Raw genomic sequence first — 17,403 nt, forward strand, 5'->3', positions numbered from 1 at the left:
TCATGGCACGATTTTTTATCGATCGTCCGGTATTTGCTTGGGTTCTCGCGATTCTAACGATGTTGGCGGGGGTAATGTCATTATTCAATTTACCCGTCTCGCAATACCCAACGATTTCACCGACGACGATCACCATTAGTGCTCGCTATCCAGGTGCATCAGCAAAAACCGTTGAAGACTCGGTAACGCAGGTTATCGAGCAAAACATGACAGGATTAGATTACCTTCGCTACCTATCATCGAGCAGTGATGCATTTGGTAATGCGACAATTACCCTGACGTTTGATAGCGAAGCTGACCCTGATATCGCGCAAGTACAGGTGCAGAACAAACTGCAATTGGCATTGACTTCATTGCCGATGGAGGTACAAAACCAAGGTATTGTCGTCAATAAATCCAATACGGCATTTCTCATGGTTGTCGCAGTTTATTCTGAAGATCCTGACTTTACAGAAAACGATATCGGCGACTTTGTTGTAACGAATATTCAAGACCCGATAAGTCGTGTAACTGGCGTAGGACAAGTGCAGGCGTTTGGTGCGCAGTATGCAATGCGAGTTTGGCTGGACCCTTTTAAGCTTACGCAGTTCAACTTGACCGCGATCGACGTAGCAAATGCAATCAGTGAACAGAACGCGCAAGTTTCTTCAGGTCAACTTGGTGCGGCACCTGCGCAGGAAGGCCAGTTGTTGAATGCAACGATTTCGTCTGCAAGTCGTTTGAGTAGTGTAGAAGAGTTCCAAGACATCATTCTTAAGTCCGACGCCAGTGGTTCGAATGTTTATTTGAAAGATGTAGCTCGCGTTGAGCGTGGTGCAGAAAGTTATGATATTCGAGGCCAATATAATGGCTTCCCAGCATCGGGGTTAGGTATTTCATTAGGTACTGGCGCAAACGCGCTTGAGACAGCCAATGCGGTAAAAGAGCGCTTAGAACAACTGAGTGCAACGTTCCCAGAAGGGTTGCAGATTGCTTACCCATTTGAAACAACGCCATTCGTCAAAGCCTCGATTCAAGAAGTGGTTAAAACGCTATTAGAAGCTATTCTTCTTGTGTTCTTAATCATGTACCTGTTCTTGCAGAACTTCCGTGCGACGATCATTCCAACGATCGCAGTGCCTGTCGTATTGCTCGGAACCTTCGCTATTTTGTACGCGACTGGATTTAGCGTAAACACGTTAACCATGTTCGCGATGGTTCTGGCTATCGGTTTGCTGGTGGATGATGCCATCGTTGTGGTGGAAAACGTCGAGCGTGTGATGCATGAAGATGGGTTGGAGCCCAAAGAAGCGACCAAAAAATCGATGGGACAGATTACTGGTGCCCTGATTGGTGTTGGTTTGACGCTTTCTGCGGTATTCGTCCCTATGGCGTTTATGTCTGGTTCTACCGGGGTTATTTACCGTCAGTTTTCAATAACTATTGTGGCGGCTATGACGCTTTCCGTTTTGGTTGCGATAATTCTGACTCCAGCATTGTGTGCTACGTTGCTGAAAAAAGGCGATGCTGAGCTTCTAGAGAAGAAAGGCTTCTTTGGCTGGTTTAACCGCAAGTTTGATGCGATGACAGCAGGCTATGAAACCGGCGTTGCCAAACTTCTAAAACGCACAGGTCGCATGTTGGTTGTATTTTTGGCAATGAGTGCAGGTGCTGGCTGGTTATTTATGAACCTTCCAACGTCATTTTTGCCAGATGAAGACCAAGGCACAGTATTCTCAATGGCTATTTTGCCGCCTAACTCAACACAAGAACAGACGGAAAAAACACTTGAGAAAATGCGTGACTTTTACCTAGTAGACGAAAAAGACAATGTAAAATCCGTCTTCTCCGTTGCTGGATTTAGTTTCGCAGGTCAAGGCCAAAACATGGGGATGGCATTTATCGGCCTGAAAGATTGGTCTGAGCGTGAAGCGCCTGGCGCCGATGCCGCTTCCATTACTGGTCGAGCGATGGGGTACTTCTCTACCATTAAAGAAGCTTTGGTGTTTGCGTTCGCCCCTCCAGCGATTCAAGAGCTAGGTAACTCGACAGGTTTCGATTTCTATCTCCAAGACTCGTTGAATAAAGGGCACGATGCATTAGTTGCGGCTCAAGGGCAACTTCTGGGCATGGCTGCACAAAACCCGAAACTTGTCGGTGTTCGTCCAAACGGTCAGGCAGATGCGCCAATGTACAAAGTGAACATTGACCACGTTAAACTTCGTGCTTTGGATGTCAGTATCAATGACGTAAACCAAATCCTGTCAGCTGCATGGGGCGGGGCTTACATTAACGATTATATTGACCGCGGTCGTGTGAAGAAAGTGATGGTGCAAAGTGATGCGGAATACCGCATGCAGCCAAAAGACTTCGATTCATGGTACGTACGCAACGCTAAGGGAGAGATGGTACCTTTCTCTGCTTTTGCGAGTGGCGAGTGGACCTATGGTTCTCCTCTTTTGCAGCGCTTTGATGGTTTGCCAGCAATGAATATTCAAGGCGGTGCAGCTCCTGGTGTAAGTACTGGTGAAGCCATGGAAGAAATTGAAGCAATGGTAGAAAAGCTACCAGAAGGTTTCACGGTGAACTGGAATGGTATTTCGTATGAAGAGCGCCTTTCCGGAAACCAAGCGCCAATGCTATATGCGCTATCTATCCTCGTCGTATTCTTAGTTCTTGCCGCTTTGTATGAAAGTTGGTCAGTACCTTTCGCCGTGGTGTTAGTTGTTCCTCTTGGTGTGCTTGGTGCTGTGCTTGCGGTAATGACGCGCAGTATGGATAACGATGTGTTCTTCCAGGTGAGCTTATTAACGACGGTCGGCTTGGCAACCAAAAACGCCATTCTGATTGTTGAGTTTGCAAAGGACTACTACGAGAAAGGCGCTGGGCTTATCGAAGCAACCCTGCATGCCGTTCGTGTTCGTCTGCGCCCAATTATCATGACATCGCTTGCTTTTGGTTTGGGTGTGGTACCACTTGCTATCAGTTCAGGTGTGGGATCGGCAGGTCAAAACGCAGTAGGTACCGGCGTACTTGGTGGCATGATCAGTGCCACGATATTGGGTATATTCTTCGTCCCAATCTTCTTTGTAGTGGTTGAGCGATTGTTTGATCGACGTGCGAGAAAAGAGTCGGAGGCAGAGTTGTCTGAGACCAGCACTAAACCCAGTCAGCAAAGCGAGTAGGACTTGGTTGTTTTAACTGAGTTATACTAGTGATAATTAACACGATTAAAGGGCGCTTCGGCGCTCTTTATTTTATGTTTTCACTTGGTGGTTACCGTCTATGACGCGAGCCTGAAAGACGGCGTGTTGTGTGCAGTATCAGCACAGCCTTTTCGACCGAATGAAAGCCTAAAGAAGAAAAACGACGATGAAAGATCAGAAAATTTCCCCAATTTCCGTTTTGGATCAAAGCCCTATGTTTGTCTGCGGTGTGATGCAGCGCATGTACCGCAATCGTGCCCAAGCCGAGCTCTCTCGGCAAAATTTGATGACACTAGAAATGGCAAGTGCACTGGCCGCTTTAGAAGAATTTCAACCTATGAGCCAGCAAGCGTTAGCTGATGCGGTTCGAACTGAGCGAAGTGTAGCAAAGCGGATGGTGGACAATCTGGAAAAGAGAGGGTTTGTTCAAGTTTCTAAAAGTAAATCGAATCAGCGCCTTAAAATGCTAAGCATGACAAAAGAGGGGGCAAATGCTTTAAAGCAAGTTCATCAAATCATGACGAATTTACAGAAAGAGTTTTTTTCTTGTTTGTCGGAATCTGAAGCGACTGAATTTTTTCGTCTGGTAAGAAAGCTCACTTTTGCGAATCACGACCAGTAACTTACATCAATGCCGTCTAGCGTCTTTATTTTATCGCTGGCCAATTATATTAAGTTGTAGAACTTAAGAAATAGGATGCCCAACGTACAGGTCACGGTAGAAAGCACCGTAGTGAGTGCGATGATATTTGCAGCTAACGTGGCATTGCCTCCCATGGAACGCGCCATGACATAGCTGGCAGCAGCGACTGGAGAGGCGTTCATAAAGAAAAGAATACCTAGCTCAATTCCTCGAAATCCTACTAAGTAAGCTCCCATGGTGATGATGACTGGCGCTACGATGAGCTTGTAACTGCTCGCAAACCAAGATGGACCTTTCTCTTTTCTCATCAAGCTAAAGTCAAGTGAGCCACCCGTACACAACAGCGCCAAAGGCAATGTCATTTTGGACAAGTAGTCTCCTGCGTCAATAACCACATTCGGTACTGGAATAGCGAGTAAATAAAAAGCCATTCCTAGAACAATGGAGATTATGAGCGGATTCCTAGTCAGTGTTCGGCCCATCATCTTTGCTGCTTGCGAGGCAGACGTTGCCCCCTTGGGCGATAAGCAAATTACCGCTTGGACGTTATAAATAAATGTGGTGACCGCGACATAGAGCGCTGCTAGCGCCACACCTTGAGAACCATACGCATTGGCAACGTAAGCGATACCAATAATACCTGTATTTGCTCGGAACCCACCTTGGATGAGAACGCCTTGGTCAGGCGATGCTTTGAACAGAAGTTTGACGGAAAGGTAGGTGAAAATGAAAAACGAAATACTAGCGATGACGCCGAAATTGACGAATCCACTTGCCGCGGAAAAGTCGTGTTCTGAAGCCACAATGCTGACAAATAACATTGCAGGCAAGGTAACTTGAAACACCAGTTTAGAGCCTACTTCGATAAAATTATCGTTGATTAGACCAAAGCGCTTAAAAAGAACGCCAAGTACCAACATCAAACAGATAGGTCCGGTTATCGACAAAGAGAATTGCAACTGATGTAAAACAGCTTCCATGTAAGTATCCGCAGCAAAAGAAAAAAGTGTTCCTGTTGCCTATTAAGCCACAAACCCGGAGGGTAGGACAGTAACGTGATGAAATTTTCTTCTGTTGTAGGTTCCGGAGTCATTTACACTCCAAGTTATGGACGAGGTCCCAATTTAACAAAGCGGTACTGGTCCTACGTGCGATATGTTGGTTAACTTGTTGTCGTGATGCATCCACATGCGTATTAGATGTGAGGGCTGGTCATCGTAGTTATGGATAGGAGTTCATCAATGAAAAGGAAACACAACAAAACTGTACTGTGTGCGTTTGTCTCTGGTTCGGTATTTGGTGCGGTTTTGGTCATTGCGATGTCTTTACCAATGTAATCCTCTTAATTGGCTGTTGGAACACTCACACTAATTCAGTACAAAACAGATTGAGTTCTGCGGTGTGTGCTGTTAGTTTAAAAAACATGAAAATACACGTTCGCCCTTCATTAACAACCTTCTCTTGGTGGCGCTCTAAATAGAGCGGCGCGGAATACTTACATTCTTAAGCTGCTGGATGGTAGCTAAGAGTGTTTGATCTTTTTATCTCCAGTAGCGATCTATTAAATACTTGGAGACAAATATGAATAGCCATAAAAATACATCTCAGCGTGAAATTATACTTACCGGAGATCGAGCAACAGGTCCATTACACCTCGGGCACTATATTGGTTCATTGCAACAACGAGTCAAATTGCAAACGGAGCACGAGCAAACGATCTTGGTTGCGGACATGCAAGGGCTGACGGATAACGCGCATAACCCATCAAAGGTATTCTCTAATATTCTCAATGTCGTTGCAGATTATTTGGCTGTTGGTATCAACCCCGCTCAAACTACGATCACGTTGCAGTCTCAAATTCCAGCGTTAGCCGAGTTGACAATGTATTACAGTAATCTTGTTTCTATCGCACGATTAGAGAGAAACCCTACGGTTAAAAATGAGATTCAGAGTAAAGGTTTTGAACGCTCTATTCCCGCAGGCTTTTTAACGTATCCAATTTCTCAAGCTGCTGATATTACGGGGTTTCATGCGACGCTAGTACCAGTGGGTGATGACCAACTGCCGATGTTAGAGCAAACTAATGAAATCGTGAGAAAAATAAACCATCTGGGTGGAAAAGAGGTTCTTAGAGAATGCCGTCCATTACTTAGCGATGCACCTCGTTTGCCGAGTACTGACGGTAAAAATAAGATGTCTAAAAGCATGGGGAACGCAATCAACTTAGGCGCCTCCGAAAAGGAGATTTCCGCGGCAGTGAAATCTATGTATACCGATCCCAATCATCTGAAAATTGAGGACCCTGGCCAAGTCGAAGGGAATATTGTATTCATCTACCTCGATGCTTTTCATCTTGATAAAAATTATGTCGAACAGCTAAAAGACCATTATCGACGAGGTGGATTAGGTGATGGTTTGACCAAGAAAGTGTTAGAAGAATGCTTACAAGAGATGCTTCGCCCTATTCGAGAAAAGCGCGCTATGTATTTGAATGATAAAGCGCAGCTGATTGATATTTTAAAACAAGGTAGTGAGCGTTCTCGCGAGAAAACCGAAAAAGTGCTATTTGATGTGAAAGATGTATTTGGTTTAAATTTGTTCTGAATTAAAAGTAGAGAGTTGAACATAAGGCACGACGACTGGTTAGCAACGTGCCTTTTTAAGTTCCCAGTCAGTCAAAGCGCATTGTTAAGAAGAAAAAAATTCACGACGAAAATCCGCGACTTCTTGTTGGTAATAGCTTTGCCATTCCGGTTCTGACAAATGTGAATGGCTAGAGGCTCTTTGCGTTCTTAGCTTGGACTCAAGTTGTTGTAATGCTTGTTGGTAATCTTTGACTTGTTTTTTTTGCTCTGTAATTTGCTGCTGACGAGCATGAATGTTTTTACTTTCTTCTTTCGTTAAGTAAGTTCGTTCTAGCTCTGCGATGATCGCCAAGCGATCTGGTAGGCTCATACTATTAGGAATCAGGGTGACCGCACGCTCATATTTTTCCTGGTTGCTTGTTAGCCCGATAGCATCTGCATGTTCTTGCCAGTCAATGGTGAGTTGCTCGAAAGCTCGCAAAAAGTTATCTGGGCTTTGAGTGTCCAGCTTTTGGGCTTCTAAATTGAAATCGTACAGCGCGAACTCATCCGCGAAAACAACATCAGCCAATTCTCCCCAGATGCTCCTTGCTTCGTTCTTCAGCTGTGCAATACGCGACGCCAGTGATTGTTGCTCATCAAATAACAAATTTCCTACACTCTCTTGCCATTGGCTGCTGAGCTGAGGGTAGTTCGCCAAAAGCTGGAATCGAGCTGAAGATAAATGCGCCTCAAACAAGGCGACCTGCTCTTCACAACTACGGTTCAACATACACTCTTGCCAAAACGTCTCAAGTTCGGCGACAAGTTTCCTGCCTTTGAGTTGAGTTAATCGCTCAGTCGTTATTTGAACTGTGGAAGGGAGCTTAGCGGTTTGTGGTGAAGTATCTGTATCGGGCACGATGCTACTCGTTTGTAGTGATGTACTGGAGACACTCTTATTTTTTGTCTTAGGGAAAGGAGAGGAAGCGAGCTCTTCTTTTTGAACATCGTGACTGAAAGTTAAAAATATCATGCCCGCCATAATGGCGGACATGATTATCAAAGCGATTTTCTTCATGGCTTGATTGTTGCGCTTACTGGGAAATGGTCAGAAAGGTTATAGTGTTTCCATAAACTCTCTGCGGTTGTGCGCGGCACGTCTACACGGTTGTCATTGAATGATTTCACCCCGTATTCACTACTCACCATAACATAGTCAAGGTATTCCACGTTTTCGCCACCTGATAACGCTTCACCTGCAAAGTTATTGATACGGGGATCAAAGGTTGACTCCGTGTAACCAGAGTACTGAGGTTCGATGGCGCTTAAGTTAGCGATCATTTGTTGGTAGTCACCAGGGAACTTTCTTTTGTTTACGTTAAAGTCGCCGCTGTATACCACAGTTTCGCTTGAAGGAATGTTAAGAGATTGGGCGAGTGCGCGGATTTGTTTGAACTGGCGCTGACGATACTCACGGGCGGTGTCTGTATCGAAAGATGCGGTATGGGTAGCCAACACATGGTAAGCCTGACCACCTTTAATTATTTCCGCATAATTTACGCCTTTATCGGCAAAGCAGTCTGTACCAGAACAATCGGGAAAGACATATTGCGCTTCGTTCACGATAGGGTAGCGACTAACTATGATTACGCCACCATCATGAATATTAACGCCTTCTTTATCTAACATCTTTGTTTGGTAAGGATATTCCTTGGCTAACTCACGTAAGAATGCTTCACGGCCGCTGGCAAACACCTCTTGCAGCGCCAAAACATCGTAACCTTTTACATGTTGAGGAATCAGTTCGTAACGATCTCCAATGTGCGATGCAATAGCCGTCAACGCCCAGATGTTATAAGTCATCAACTTAAGGTTTTGTTCTTCGTTGTCGACAGACTCCGCTACCTTGCTTGGCGTGATGGTGTAGTAAAGATCATCATATCGAGCGGTACTGTCTGACTTAAATGCCAGTTCGGTTTCTCTCGCACCAAAAGCGTTAGTGTTGGCACGATGAATGTTACGATCATCTTTGAGTGATAACTCGACATCGGCTGCGGACAAGCCGTATTCAATGGTCGAATTGTACCAATGGCCTTCCATTATTTGATTGAGTGTTATGCTTTCACCTTCAGGGCTAGAAACCACCGTTTCAAAACGGTAAGTTTGATTTGATTTCACGCCCTCCCAACGGTTGAAGCTTAATACAGATTTAGTTTCCCACGGACCAAGTACCTGCACATGTTGTTGCCACTCTTCTCCGTATTGAAGCAAATCACTGCCTTCATGTTTTACTTGAATAGTTAACGGTTGATCAGAGTTATTCGTTAGGTAAACGTCGGTATCTGCAATGCAGGGTAACGCTATCAAGCTACTTAATAAAAGGCTCCACTGCGAAAATTTCATCTTATTTTTCCATCATTTGAACTAGAGCAATCATTCTTGTTTATAAATGTTACTTGCACGTTAAATATGGATGACATCTAAGCCAGCGCTGAAAATTGTTATCAGAATGTGATCTTTATTCAATGGTTAGGATGGGGGTATTGAGTGTGTGGTCGTTGAAGCGGTGGAAAAATAATACCAACAGTCAACGAATTGCATTCACTGCAATCAAGCTGTCATCTTTGCTCTATAAGTTGTGCGGCGTCATTCATCTAGCCATATGGCTAGAACTCAAATTGATAGATGGAGCACCATGGCTAGAGCAGTAAATCCAACCGATGAAACCATCATTAAATTGTTACAAGAGCAAGGTTTGATTAGAAGTGAAGCAGAAGCACGTTTAAAGAAAGAGGTGTACCGCTTGCAACCTAATGAGATAGCAAAAGTAAAAAATTATGCCCAGCATTTTGGGATAAATGCGAAAGAAAAGCTCATTGATGAGATCTTGGATCTGCGCCGAGAAGCGCTCATGAAAAGATGTAGACACAATACGGAGCATGCGAGCCTATCTCTAAAATAGCATGTGATAAAACTATCAATTACTGGTCAAGATTTGATCTCTCAAGCCGATGTATATAAGAGCGTTCAATGATATCGAGCGCAAAAAACAGTGTGTTTTAGAGGTTAAGCTTTCACTTAAGTGAGAGGTTTGGAAAGGCTGCGGGGAGAAAGTGCATGCGTATTAAAGACTTAAGTGTCGTAAAGAAAATATCGGTTAGTTATTTAACCGTTTTTGCCGTGTTTGGTTTAGTGTCAGTAATGTTGGTGCAAGGTTTGTTAACACTGAATAAAGACATTTCAGTGTTAACAGATAAAAGTTTACCTTCTGTTGCGATTTTGAAAGGTATCCAAGTTGATATTACTAAAGTGCGTAAAGATGAGTTCTCTTTATTGCCAAACGCAAATCACCCCAAAATTGGTGAATGGTTAAAAGGCCTCGACCAATGGCGTTCTGATGTGCAGGCTGGTATTGCAGAATACGAAAAGCTCGACCTTAATAAGCGTGAAACGCAGTCCTTTAGCGTTTTTAAAGAAACTTGGAATCAATACATCAAAGAAACGAAGACTTACAACGTATTGCTAAGCCAAGGCGATGCTGAAAGTGCAAATGATGTAATTTTATCAAGTTTCGATACCTACTCAAAAGCGTTGAGCAGCTTGGATGATACCCTCGCGTTGAACGATGAGTTGGTGAATTTGATTGGCGAAGAAGTACAAAGTGAAGCGGCATTTACACAATACAGCGCTGCTGTTGGTGCGCTTGTCGTCGCATTGGTCATGGTAATGTCTGCCATGCTGCTTTCTCGAGTCATCTGCGGGCCTGTTGATCGAGCATTGGAGTTCGCTTCCAAAATCGCCAAGGGTCAATTGAATAATCAAATCGACGAAAGCGAATTGAGCAAAGACGAGTTAGGAACGCTGCTCAAAGAGCTTGTCGGTATGCAAACAAACTTACATTCGTTGGTTTCTGAGATTAATGACTCAACGATTCAGCTAACGGCAGCAGTAGAGGAAGTGAGTGCTATTTCTTCTCAGACCGCCTCTGGTATGCAAAATCAACAAATTGAACTTAGCTCGGTGGCTTCTGCGATGACAGAGATGCAAGCTGCTGTAAGTGAAGTGGCACAAAATACCGAAGTTGGCGCAACCTCTGCTTATTCGGCTGCGGAAGTGGCAAAGCAAGGAACGGCGACGTTACAACAAACTATCGCAGTAATTGAGCGTGTATCACATACGATCCAAGAATCAGATGAACTGGCACGTGAGCTTGAATCGAGCTCAAACAATATCAATGTGGTCGTCGATGTGATCCGCGGGATTGCCGAGCAAACAAACTTGTTAGCACTGAACGCCGCAATTGAAGCCGCTCGGGCTGGTGAACAAGGACGTGGGTTTGCTGTTGTGGCAGATGAGGTTCGTTCTCTGGCGCAACGCACTCAAGACTCCACTTCACAAATTGTGGAAATTGTTAATCAACTACAAGAGAGCAGCAGTAAAATAGGGCATTCAAGCCGCGATTGTCAGGAGGGTATTTCTCAGTGTGTTGAGCAAGTTAATGACGCTGATAGCCAGATAAAAGAAATTGAACATTCTGTCGATAACATAGCGCAAATGAGCACACAAATCGCAACGGCGTGCAGTGAGCAGAATTCTGTATCCGAAGAGCTGAATCGCAGTGTGGAGCATATTAATAGTGCTTCAACAGAGATGGCTGAGGGAGCTTCACAAACGGCTGTGGCTTGTCAGCAGATTAGTAGCCTAGCGCACAACTCGAAAACTCGAATGGGTTCATTCCAGCTCTAGTTGTTGTGTTTCAGCTTTATTCCTAACCTCATTGCTACAATAAATAAGCCGGACGAAATGTCCGGCTTATTTATTCTCTGTCTATATAAGTTCAGAGTATGCTCAACCTTGGGAGAATATGCTCGCTAGGCTGGGATACCACTGTGAAACTTAAAATCTGTATCTGGCGTAGAAATTAAATCTGCCTCTATACGTCCAAAGTAGGCGATGCGCTCGCTGATATCTTTGCCTGCGATTTGCTCCGCTAATACAAGATAATCCTGGTAATGGCGTGCTTCTGAACGTAATAAAGAAATGTAGAACTTTGCGATATCGTCATCCATATGTGGTGCTAGTTTGGCAAAACGCTCACAAGATCGGGCTTCGATGTACGCACCAATGATGAGTTTATCGATCAGCGTTTCCGGCTCATGAGTCTTCATATGCGAAATCAGTCCTTTAGCATAACGACTTGCTGGAATATTTTTGTACTCAATTCCACGACTTTCCATGATCTCTAAAACTTGATAAAAGTGGTGTAACTCCTCTTTTATCAAAAGCACCATCTTATCGATCAAATCTTGGCTGTATGGTGAGTCGGACTTAGCCATGATTGACTTAGAAATATTGCTCTTGCCTTTTAAAGTTTCCAATGAGCCTACGTTACGGTAAGCAAAATCTTCGTAGGGCTTAAACCAGTCAAGTAGAGCATGTGAACTGGATTGGTCAACGGCATACTTACGAATTAAAAACATGGCAGATTGGCCAGCTTTTAGTTCGCACAGTAGGTGGTCTAACAAAATGGTTTGAAGGTTCTCTGGTTTCTTTGCTTCCTCTACCCATTCATCAGGTGTACTGCATCGCAGAAATTGGTTAATGGGAGCAAGAAGATCTTGATAGGCGTCTAGATTCATCATTTTAGTTTTAGTACTTCACATTTTTATTGGGCATATCCGTTGTCTTGCGGATAGAAAAAAGGCTGCAATTGCAGCCTTTTTTGACCTGAAGTGAATGTTACCACTTTTTCTTCTCGCCGAAGAGAGCTTCCATGTCATTGTCACGCTCTTTGTCAGCAATCTGCTGCATTTCGGCATCGCTTTTATCTTGGCGCTTTTTATCTAAGTCACCTAACATCTCTTCAAGCTTTTGTTTCGCTTGAATAGAATAAGGATCGCTCTTAGTGCTCAAAGCATCGATACCTTTACGCAGCAGTTGAAGTGCGGTGCCTGGTTGGCCACGAGCGATAGAGTCGTTTGCTCTTTTGATGACATTTTCAATGTTGATGCGAATTTGCATCGTTTCCAAGCGCGCATTTTCGGTGACGTAAGTCTGGGTATCCAATCGGCCTTTGTTGTGCTCGTTACGGATAGTGTCGCGAAGTCGTTTAACCAGCTTAAGCATGACGATAGCTTGTTTATCACTACTCGGCATCTTGAAAGTGGTACTCTCGCCAGTAGGACCATTCTCTTTTAGCTGCGTAATCTGCTGCTTCATATTTTCGATACGTTGAGCAAGTTGCTTGTTCTTCGGGTCCAGCTCATGCATGCTCTCTAGCGCGTCAAGAATACGATTGTTTAGACACAGCAACAGCTCTTTACTAAAAGGGATATGGTGCGCATGACCAATCAACTCTTCAGTACCATCTATCAAGGCTACATATCGCGCTGATTCCTGCCTTTTTGCGGTTTCAACTTTAACCTTATATTGCAACATAATGTTATAGCCTAGGATTAACACCAGTAGGATGGCTACCAAAGCGATTATTAAACCAATATTCATATCTTTGCGTCTGCTTTACTTTTCTGCGGCTAGCGTTAAAGAATACATGAATCTTATCTTACTCGGCACCTTATTTGTTTGATTATTTTGTCTCTCCCACGTTTTAGTTACTGATAGAAGTCACATCATAGAACTTCGGTCATTTATTGGCTCAACTTTGTGCATATTGTTTCTTGCTTGAAGATTATTAGTATGTGATTGAGGTATAAGTTAGAAATTGCTGTTCATTTCGATTTGAACGCGTTATAACTAATTATTATATCGCTCGCTTGAGTGGCCAATAAACTCTCTCATGAATAAGTAAGGGATTACGATGAAACTGCAGCAGCTGAAGTATATTGTTGAGGTTGTAAACCATAATCTGAATGTATCTGCAACGGCGGAAAGCTTATATACCTCTCAGCCAGGTATCAGTAAACAGGTTCGGTTGCTTGAAGATGAGTTAGGCATTCAGATTTTTGAACGTAGCGGTAAGCACTTAACGCAAGTGACGCCAGCTGGTGAAGAAATTGTACGTATCTCTCAAGAAATTCTCGCTCGTGTAGAAAGTATCAAAGCGGTGGCTGGAGAGCACACCCATCCAGAAATGGGGACGCTGAATATCACCACGACACATACGCAGGCTCGTTATGCACTGCCAGATGTCATCAAAGGTTTTACTTCTCGTTATCCAAAAGTGTCGTTACACATGCACCAAGGTACACCGTCACAAATGTCTGAGGCGATAGCTAAAGGCACAGCGAATTTTGCGATTGCGACAGAAGCGCTTCACTTATATCAAGATGCTATCATGCTGCCTTGTTATCACTGGAATCGTTCAATAGTTGTGCCTAAAGACCACCCACTAGCGAAGAAAGACAAAGTAACGATCAGTGATCTTGCCGCTTACCCATTAGTCACTTACGTGTTCGGTTTTACTGGCCGTTCAGAGCTGGATACAGCATTCAACCGCGAAGGTTTAACCCCGCGAGTGGTGTTCACTGCAACTGATGCAGACGTCATTAAAACTTACGTTCGTATGGGTATTGGTGTGGGTGTGATTGCAAGCATGGCTGTAGATGAAGAGCAGGACGGTGACTTGGTTGCAATAGATGCGAGCCATTTGTTTGGCGCGAGCACCACGAGCATCGGCTTCCGCCGTGGTACATTCTTACGCTCTTACATGTTCGATTTTATGGAGCGTTTTGCACCGCACTTAACGCGTCCAGTGGTTGAGCAGGCGATTTCGTTGAAGTCTAATGCAGAAATCGAAGAGATGTTTAAAGACATCGAGCTTCCGGTGAGATAACACTTCATTGATGTTTCGATTCCCTCTACAATGCGCTCGTTGTAGGGGGAGCTATGAAAACGCAATTTCAATTTATTAATGACTGCTTAATCGAAAACCAATCTTTGTGGCGATTCGAGCCTTTTAAAAGCAGCATTCACACATCATTACCTTGGCAGGAGCAACATCCTCGACTGTGCCAATGGCTAGCGTCTCTTACTCCCTCTCAAATCGAAGAATACAAAGCAGCACCAGAACTCGCGTTAAAAGCACTTAGTCCGTTTTTGCCTGAGCTTGAACAACTCGCAGAACTGACTCATTTAGAGCTTTTGTCGTTAAACGGCTTGGAGCTCGCTCGTGGTTTAGATAACGGTATTCCGGGACGTAAGTTGGAGCAAATTAGCTCGATGGGTGAAGCTGCAATTCAACAACACTGTGGCGAAGAATGGCTAGAATGGTGCTCAGGTAAAGGTTACTTGGGGCGAATCCTGACAACGCAAACCGATCAGCCTGTAACCAGCTTTGAATACCAACAAGCACTGTGCGATTCGGGGCAACAAGCAGCCAATGAACATCATTGGAAGATGACGTTTATTCAAGGCGACGCGTTTGATAGCAAAGCGAAAGCCGTGTTTAAGCCAACGCAACACGCAGTAGCACTGCATGCATGCGGTGACCTTCACGTTCGTTTAATGCAGTACGGCAGTGAAAATGGGGTTGCTGCGATGACCATATCACCTTGTTGTTACCACTTGATTCAGTCGGAACAATACCAGCCGATGTCGGAATCGGGCAGGGCTTCTTCTCTCTCATTGTCTAAGCAAGAACTGCGTATCCCATTACAACAAACGGTGACGGGAGGAGAGCGCGTGCGTCGTCATCGTCAGCAGGAAATGATGTTTCGTCTTGGGTTTGATTTGATCACGCGACAAGCTTTGGGAATGGCAGAGTATCAGCCTGTGCCGAGTATCCGTAAGTCGCAATTAAGTGATGGTTTTGAAGCCTTATGTCGCTGGGCAGCGGAGCAAAAAGGCATTGTTCTTCCTCAAGAAATCGATTTCTCTCATTTTGAAAAGTTAAGCGAACAACGCTTCTGGCAAATGGAGAGAATGAGCTTAGTGCAACTTGTTTTTCAACGTCCGTTGGAGATCTGGCTCGCATTAGACAAAGTGCTTTATCTTGAAGAACGTGGTTACCGTGTTAGATTGTCAGAGTTTTGCCCTAAATCGGTCACGCCTAGAAATATTTTAATTTGTGCATATAAGATTTAGTTATTCTTTATAGCCAAACGCTCTATATAAAAAAGCCCACTTATGAGTGGGCTTTTGTAAACAAAACGTGACAAGTTATGTTTTATTTTGTCATTAATTAAACATAGCGATAGCTTGAGTTGGTTCAACGTATTCCAAGTCAAAGCTTTCTGCTACTTCTTTACACGTTACTTTTCCGTGAATAACGTTTAGACCTTCAAGGAAGCCTTTATCTTCTAGAAGTGCTTCGCGGTAGCCTTTATTTGCTAACTTCACGATGTATGGAAGTGTAGCGTTGTTGAGTGCAAATGTTGAAGTGCGAGCAACTGCGCCAGGCATATTTGCTACACAGTAGTGAACCACTTCATCAACGATGTAAGTTGGATCTGCGTGAGTTGTCGCGTGTGAAGTTTCGAAACAACCGCCTTGGTCAATTGCCACGTCAACCACTGCTGCACCAGGCTTCATCTTAGCAATGTGCTCTTTAGTGACCAGTTTAGGTGCTGCTGCGCCAGGAATTAGAACGGCACCGATAACAAGGTCCGCTTCTAGAACATGCTTCTCGATAGCGTCTTCAGTAGAATAAACCACTTTTGCGCGACCTTGGAATTCTTCGTCAAGCTTACGAAGTGTGTCTACGTTACGGTCTAGAATGGTGACGTCAGCGCGAAGGCCAACCGCCATACGAGCAGCGTTTGCACCAACAACGCCACCACCAACGATAACGACTTTTGCAGGTTCAACACCAGGTACGCCGCCTAGGAGCAGACCACGACCGCCGTGCGATTTTTCCAACGTTTGCGCGCCAGCTTGGATAGACATCCGACCTGCCACTTCTGACATTGGTGCTAACAGTGGCAAACGACCCATATTATCTGTTACAGTCTCATAGGCTATACAGACAGCTTTGCTCTTGATTAGCTCATCAGTTTGTGGAAAATCTGGTGCTAGGTGTAAATAAGTAAATAAAATTTGCCCTTCGCGGAGCATTGCTCTCTCTACTGCTTGGGGTTCTTTTACTTTTACAATCATGTCTGCTTGCGCAAATACGTCAGCAGCATGAGGGAGAATGGATGCGCCGACAGCGATGTAATCATCGTCTGAAAAACCAATGCCGGCACCTGCATTGGTCTCAACTAAAACTTGGTGACCATGTGAGATGAGTTCTCTCACGCTAGCTGGGATCATACCAACACGATATTCGTGATTCTTGATTTCCTTAGGTACGCCAATGATCATCCTGTATCCTCTTTCTATAATGGTTGTATTAACTGTTAGTAGGGTGTTATTGTCGAATTAATAACTAGTATAGTTATAGATTTGTAAAATTTGGCACCAAATATTAAAAAGTTGTAGTATATTTTTTTGCAAGGAAGTAATAAGGTGGAATAAAAAATGGCAGACAACTATAAAAAGCCGTCCAAGGAACTAGACCGTATCGACCGCAACATTCTTAATGAGCTGCAGAAAGACGGTCGTATTTCAAACGTTGAGCTTTCAAAACGTGTGGGACTTTCTCCAACGCCATGTTTGGAGCGTGTACGTCGCTTAGAGCGTCAGGGTTATATCACAGGGTATACTGCATTATTGAATCCGCAGTTCCTGGATGCATCACTATTAGTATTCGTTGAGATTACGCTAAACCGTGGTGCGCCGGATGTGTTTGAGCAGTTTAACTCAGCTGTTCAAAAGCTAGACGACATACAAGAGTGTCATCTTGTTTCAGGTGACTTTGACTATCTTCTTAAAACCCGTGTATCAGATATGGGTGCTTACCGCCGACTATTGGGCGATACGTTACTACGTCTACCTGGCGTAAATGACACTCGCACATACGTTGTTATGGAAGAAGTGAAACAATCTAACCAGCTTGTGATCAAAACTCGTTAATTTCTTGCAAAGAAAGCGGTATATGCTTCCGCTTTCGCCAGAGAGTAATTGGGTTTTTCTCCTTGATATGGTTAAATCAATTTACCGAGCGGCTTGA

14 protein-coding genes are annotated in these 17,403 nt (G+C 44.1%); 8 read left to right on the forward strand and 6 right to left on the reverse strand.

Going from position 1 to position 17,403, the window contains the following annotated elements:
* Positions 1-2 precede the first annotated feature (2 nt).
* Entirely contained in the window at positions 3-3,164 is a 3,162-nt protein-coding gene (locus tag R8N46_RS08090) for an efflux RND transporter permease subunit (protein ID WP_054577971.1), read from the forward strand.
* 187 nt (positions 3,165-3,351) lie between these two features.
* Complete coding sequence (locus R8N46_RS08095) at positions 3,352-3,807, forward strand: MarR family winged helix-turn-helix transcriptional regulator (protein WP_115385858.1); 456 nt, start codon at positions 3,352-3,354, stop codon at positions 3,805-3,807.
* Positions 3,808-3,851: 44 nt separating this feature from the next.
* Here the strand turns inward: R8N46_RS08095 and R8N46_RS08100 are convergent, their stop codons facing one another.
* Positions 3,852-4,808, reverse strand: coding sequence for an AEC family transporter (locus tag R8N46_RS08100; RefSeq protein WP_005388415.1), 957 nt, complete (start codon positions 4,806-4,808; stop codon positions 3,852-3,854).
* 601 nt (positions 4,809-5,409) lie between these two features.
* Here R8N46_RS08100 and trpS point away from each other — a divergent pair.
* Positions 5,410-6,432 (forward strand): tryptophan--tRNA ligase, encoded by a 1,023-nt coding sequence (trpS, locus tag R8N46_RS08105; protein ID WP_213972289.1) that lies wholly within the window; start codon positions 5,410-5,412, stop codon positions 6,430-6,432.
* Between the two features lie 84 nt (positions 6,433-6,516).
* Here the strand turns inward: trpS and R8N46_RS08110 are convergent, their stop codons facing one another.
* Together R8N46_RS08110 and R8N46_RS08115 are read right to left on the reverse strand one after the other, a co-directional pair.
* Complete coding sequence (locus tag R8N46_RS08110; protein ID WP_017634956.1) at positions 6,517-7,473, reverse strand: hypothetical protein; 957 nt, start codon at positions 7,471-7,473, stop codon at positions 6,517-6,519.
* Positions 7,470-8,798, reverse strand: a complete 1,329-nt coding sequence (locus R8N46_RS08115; protein WP_115385860.1) for a sphingomyelin phosphodiesterase — start codon at positions 8,796-8,798, stop codon at positions 7,470-7,472. Before R8N46_RS08115 ends, R8N46_RS08110 begins: the two co-directional genes overlap by 4 nt.
* A 292-nt stretch (positions 8,799-9,090) precedes the next feature.
* Between R8N46_RS08115 and R8N46_RS08120 the strand changes: the two genes are divergently transcribed.
* Together R8N46_RS08120 and R8N46_RS08125 are read left to right on the forward strand one after the other, a co-directional pair.
* Positions 9,091-9,357: a hypothetical protein gene (locus R8N46_RS08120; RefSeq protein ID WP_017634954.1), complete on the forward strand. Its 267-nt coding sequence runs from the start codon at positions 9,091-9,093 to the stop codon at positions 9,355-9,357.
* A gap of 155 nt (positions 9,358-9,512) precedes the next feature.
* The gene (locus tag R8N46_RS08125) at positions 9,513-11,141 is read left to right on the forward strand and encodes a methyl-accepting chemotaxis protein (RefSeq protein WP_115385861.1); all 1,629 of its coding nucleotides are present in this window, start codon (positions 9,513-9,515) and stop codon (positions 11,139-11,141) included.
* Positions 11,142-11,266: 125 nt separating this feature from the next.
* Here the strand turns inward: R8N46_RS08125 and miaE are convergent, their stop codons facing one another.
* Together miaE and R8N46_RS08135 are read right to left on the reverse strand one after the other, a co-directional pair.
* Positions 11,267-12,037 carry a tRNA isopentenyl-2-thiomethyl-A-37 hydroxylase MiaE gene (miaE, locus tag R8N46_RS08130; protein WP_017634952.1) on the reverse strand — a complete coding sequence of 257 codons (771 nt, stop codon included), beginning with the start codon at positions 12,035-12,037 and terminating at the stop codon, positions 11,267-11,269.
* Between the two features lie 97 nt (positions 12,038-12,134).
* On the reverse strand, positions 12,135-12,899 hold the full coding sequence (locus R8N46_RS08135) for a hypothetical protein (RefSeq protein WP_005378247.1): 765 nt from the start codon (positions 12,897-12,899) through the stop codon (positions 12,135-12,137).
* A 313-nt stretch (positions 12,900-13,212) separates the two neighbouring features.
* Here R8N46_RS08135 and cysB point away from each other — a divergent pair, with 313 nt between their 5' ends.
* Positions 13,213-14,187: an HTH-type transcriptional regulator CysB gene (cysB, locus tag R8N46_RS08140; protein WP_005388967.1), complete on the forward strand. Its 975-nt coding sequence runs from the start codon at positions 13,213-13,215 to the stop codon at positions 14,185-14,187.
* A gap of 53 nt (positions 14,188-14,240) precedes the next feature.
* On the forward strand, positions 14,241-15,437 hold the full coding sequence (locus tag R8N46_RS08145; RefSeq protein ID WP_104975208.1) for a methyltransferase: 1,197 nt from the start codon (positions 14,241-14,243) through the stop codon (positions 15,435-15,437).
* Between the two features lie 93 nt (positions 15,438-15,530).
* On the opposite strand, the gene ald is transcribed toward R8N46_RS08145, so the two are convergent.
* A complete protein-coding gene (ald, locus tag R8N46_RS08150) occupies positions 15,531-16,655 on the reverse strand; it encodes an alanine dehydrogenase (RefSeq protein ID WP_005378241.1) in 1,125 nt (374 codons plus the stop codon).
* A 156-nt stretch (positions 16,656-16,811) separates the two neighbouring features.
* Between ald and lrp the strand changes: the two genes are divergently transcribed.
* Positions 16,812-17,306, forward strand: a complete 495-nt coding sequence (gene lrp / locus R8N46_RS08155) for a leucine-responsive transcriptional regulator Lrp (RefSeq protein ID WP_005378234.1) — start codon at positions 16,812-16,814, stop codon at positions 17,304-17,306.
* The last annotated feature ends 97 nt before the right edge of the window (positions 17,307-17,403 follow it).

Source organism: Vibrio sp. 1874 (assembly GCF_033344395.1).
In the GTDB taxonomy this organism is placed as follows: Bacteria; Pseudomonadota; Gammaproteobacteria; order Enterobacterales; family Vibrionaceae; genus Vibrio; species Vibrio alginolyticus.

Excerpts from the sequence above, each read along its gene's own strand:
- R8N46_RS08090 (WP_054577971.1), top strand. The coding sequence starts at position 3 with ATGGCACGATTTTTTATCGATCGTCCGGTATTTGCTTGGGTTCTCGCG.
- R8N46_RS08095 (WP_115385858.1), top strand. The coding sequence starts at position 3,352 with ATGAAAGATCAGAAAATTTCCCCAATTTCCGTTTTGGATCAAAGCCCT.
- R8N46_RS08100 (WP_005388415.1), bottom strand. The coding sequence starts at position 4,808 with ATGGAAGCTGTTTTACATCAGTTGCAATTCTCTTTGTCGATAACCGGA.
- trpS (WP_213972289.1), top strand. The coding sequence starts at position 5,410 with ATGAATAGCCATAAAAATACATCTCAGCGTGAAATTATACTTACCGGA.
- R8N46_RS08110 (WP_017634956.1), bottom strand. The coding sequence starts at position 7,473 with ATGAAGAAAATCGCTTTGATAATCATGTCCGCCATTATGGCGGGCATG.
- R8N46_RS08115 (WP_115385860.1), bottom strand. The coding sequence starts at position 8,798 with ATGAAATTTTCGCAGTGGAGCCTTTTATTAAGTAGCTTGATAGCGTTA.
- R8N46_RS08120 (WP_017634954.1), top strand. The coding sequence starts at position 9,091 with ATGGCTAGAGCAGTAAATCCAACCGATGAAACCATCATTAAATTGTTA.
- R8N46_RS08125 (WP_115385861.1), top strand. The coding sequence starts at position 9,513 with ATGCGTATTAAAGACTTAAGTGTCGTAAAGAAAATATCGGTTAGTTAT.
- miaE (WP_017634952.1), bottom strand. The coding sequence starts at position 12,037 with ATGATGAATCTAGACGCCTATCAAGATCTTCTTGCTCCCATTAACCAA.
- R8N46_RS08135 (WP_005378247.1), bottom strand. The coding sequence starts at position 12,899 with ATGAATATTGGTTTAATAATCGCTTTGGTAGCCATCCTACTGGTGTTA.
- cysB (WP_005388967.1), top strand. The coding sequence starts at position 13,213 with ATGAAACTGCAGCAGCTGAAGTATATTGTTGAGGTTGTAAACCATAAT.
- R8N46_RS08145 (WP_104975208.1), top strand. The coding sequence starts at position 14,241 with ATGAAAACGCAATTTCAATTTATTAATGACTGCTTAATCGAAAACCAA.
- ald (WP_005378241.1), bottom strand. The coding sequence starts at position 16,655 with ATGATCATTGGCGTACCTAAGGAAATCAAGAATCACGAATATCGTGTT.
- lrp (WP_005378234.1), top strand. The coding sequence starts at position 16,812 with ATGGCAGACAACTATAAAAAGCCGTCCAAGGAACTAGACCGTATCGAC.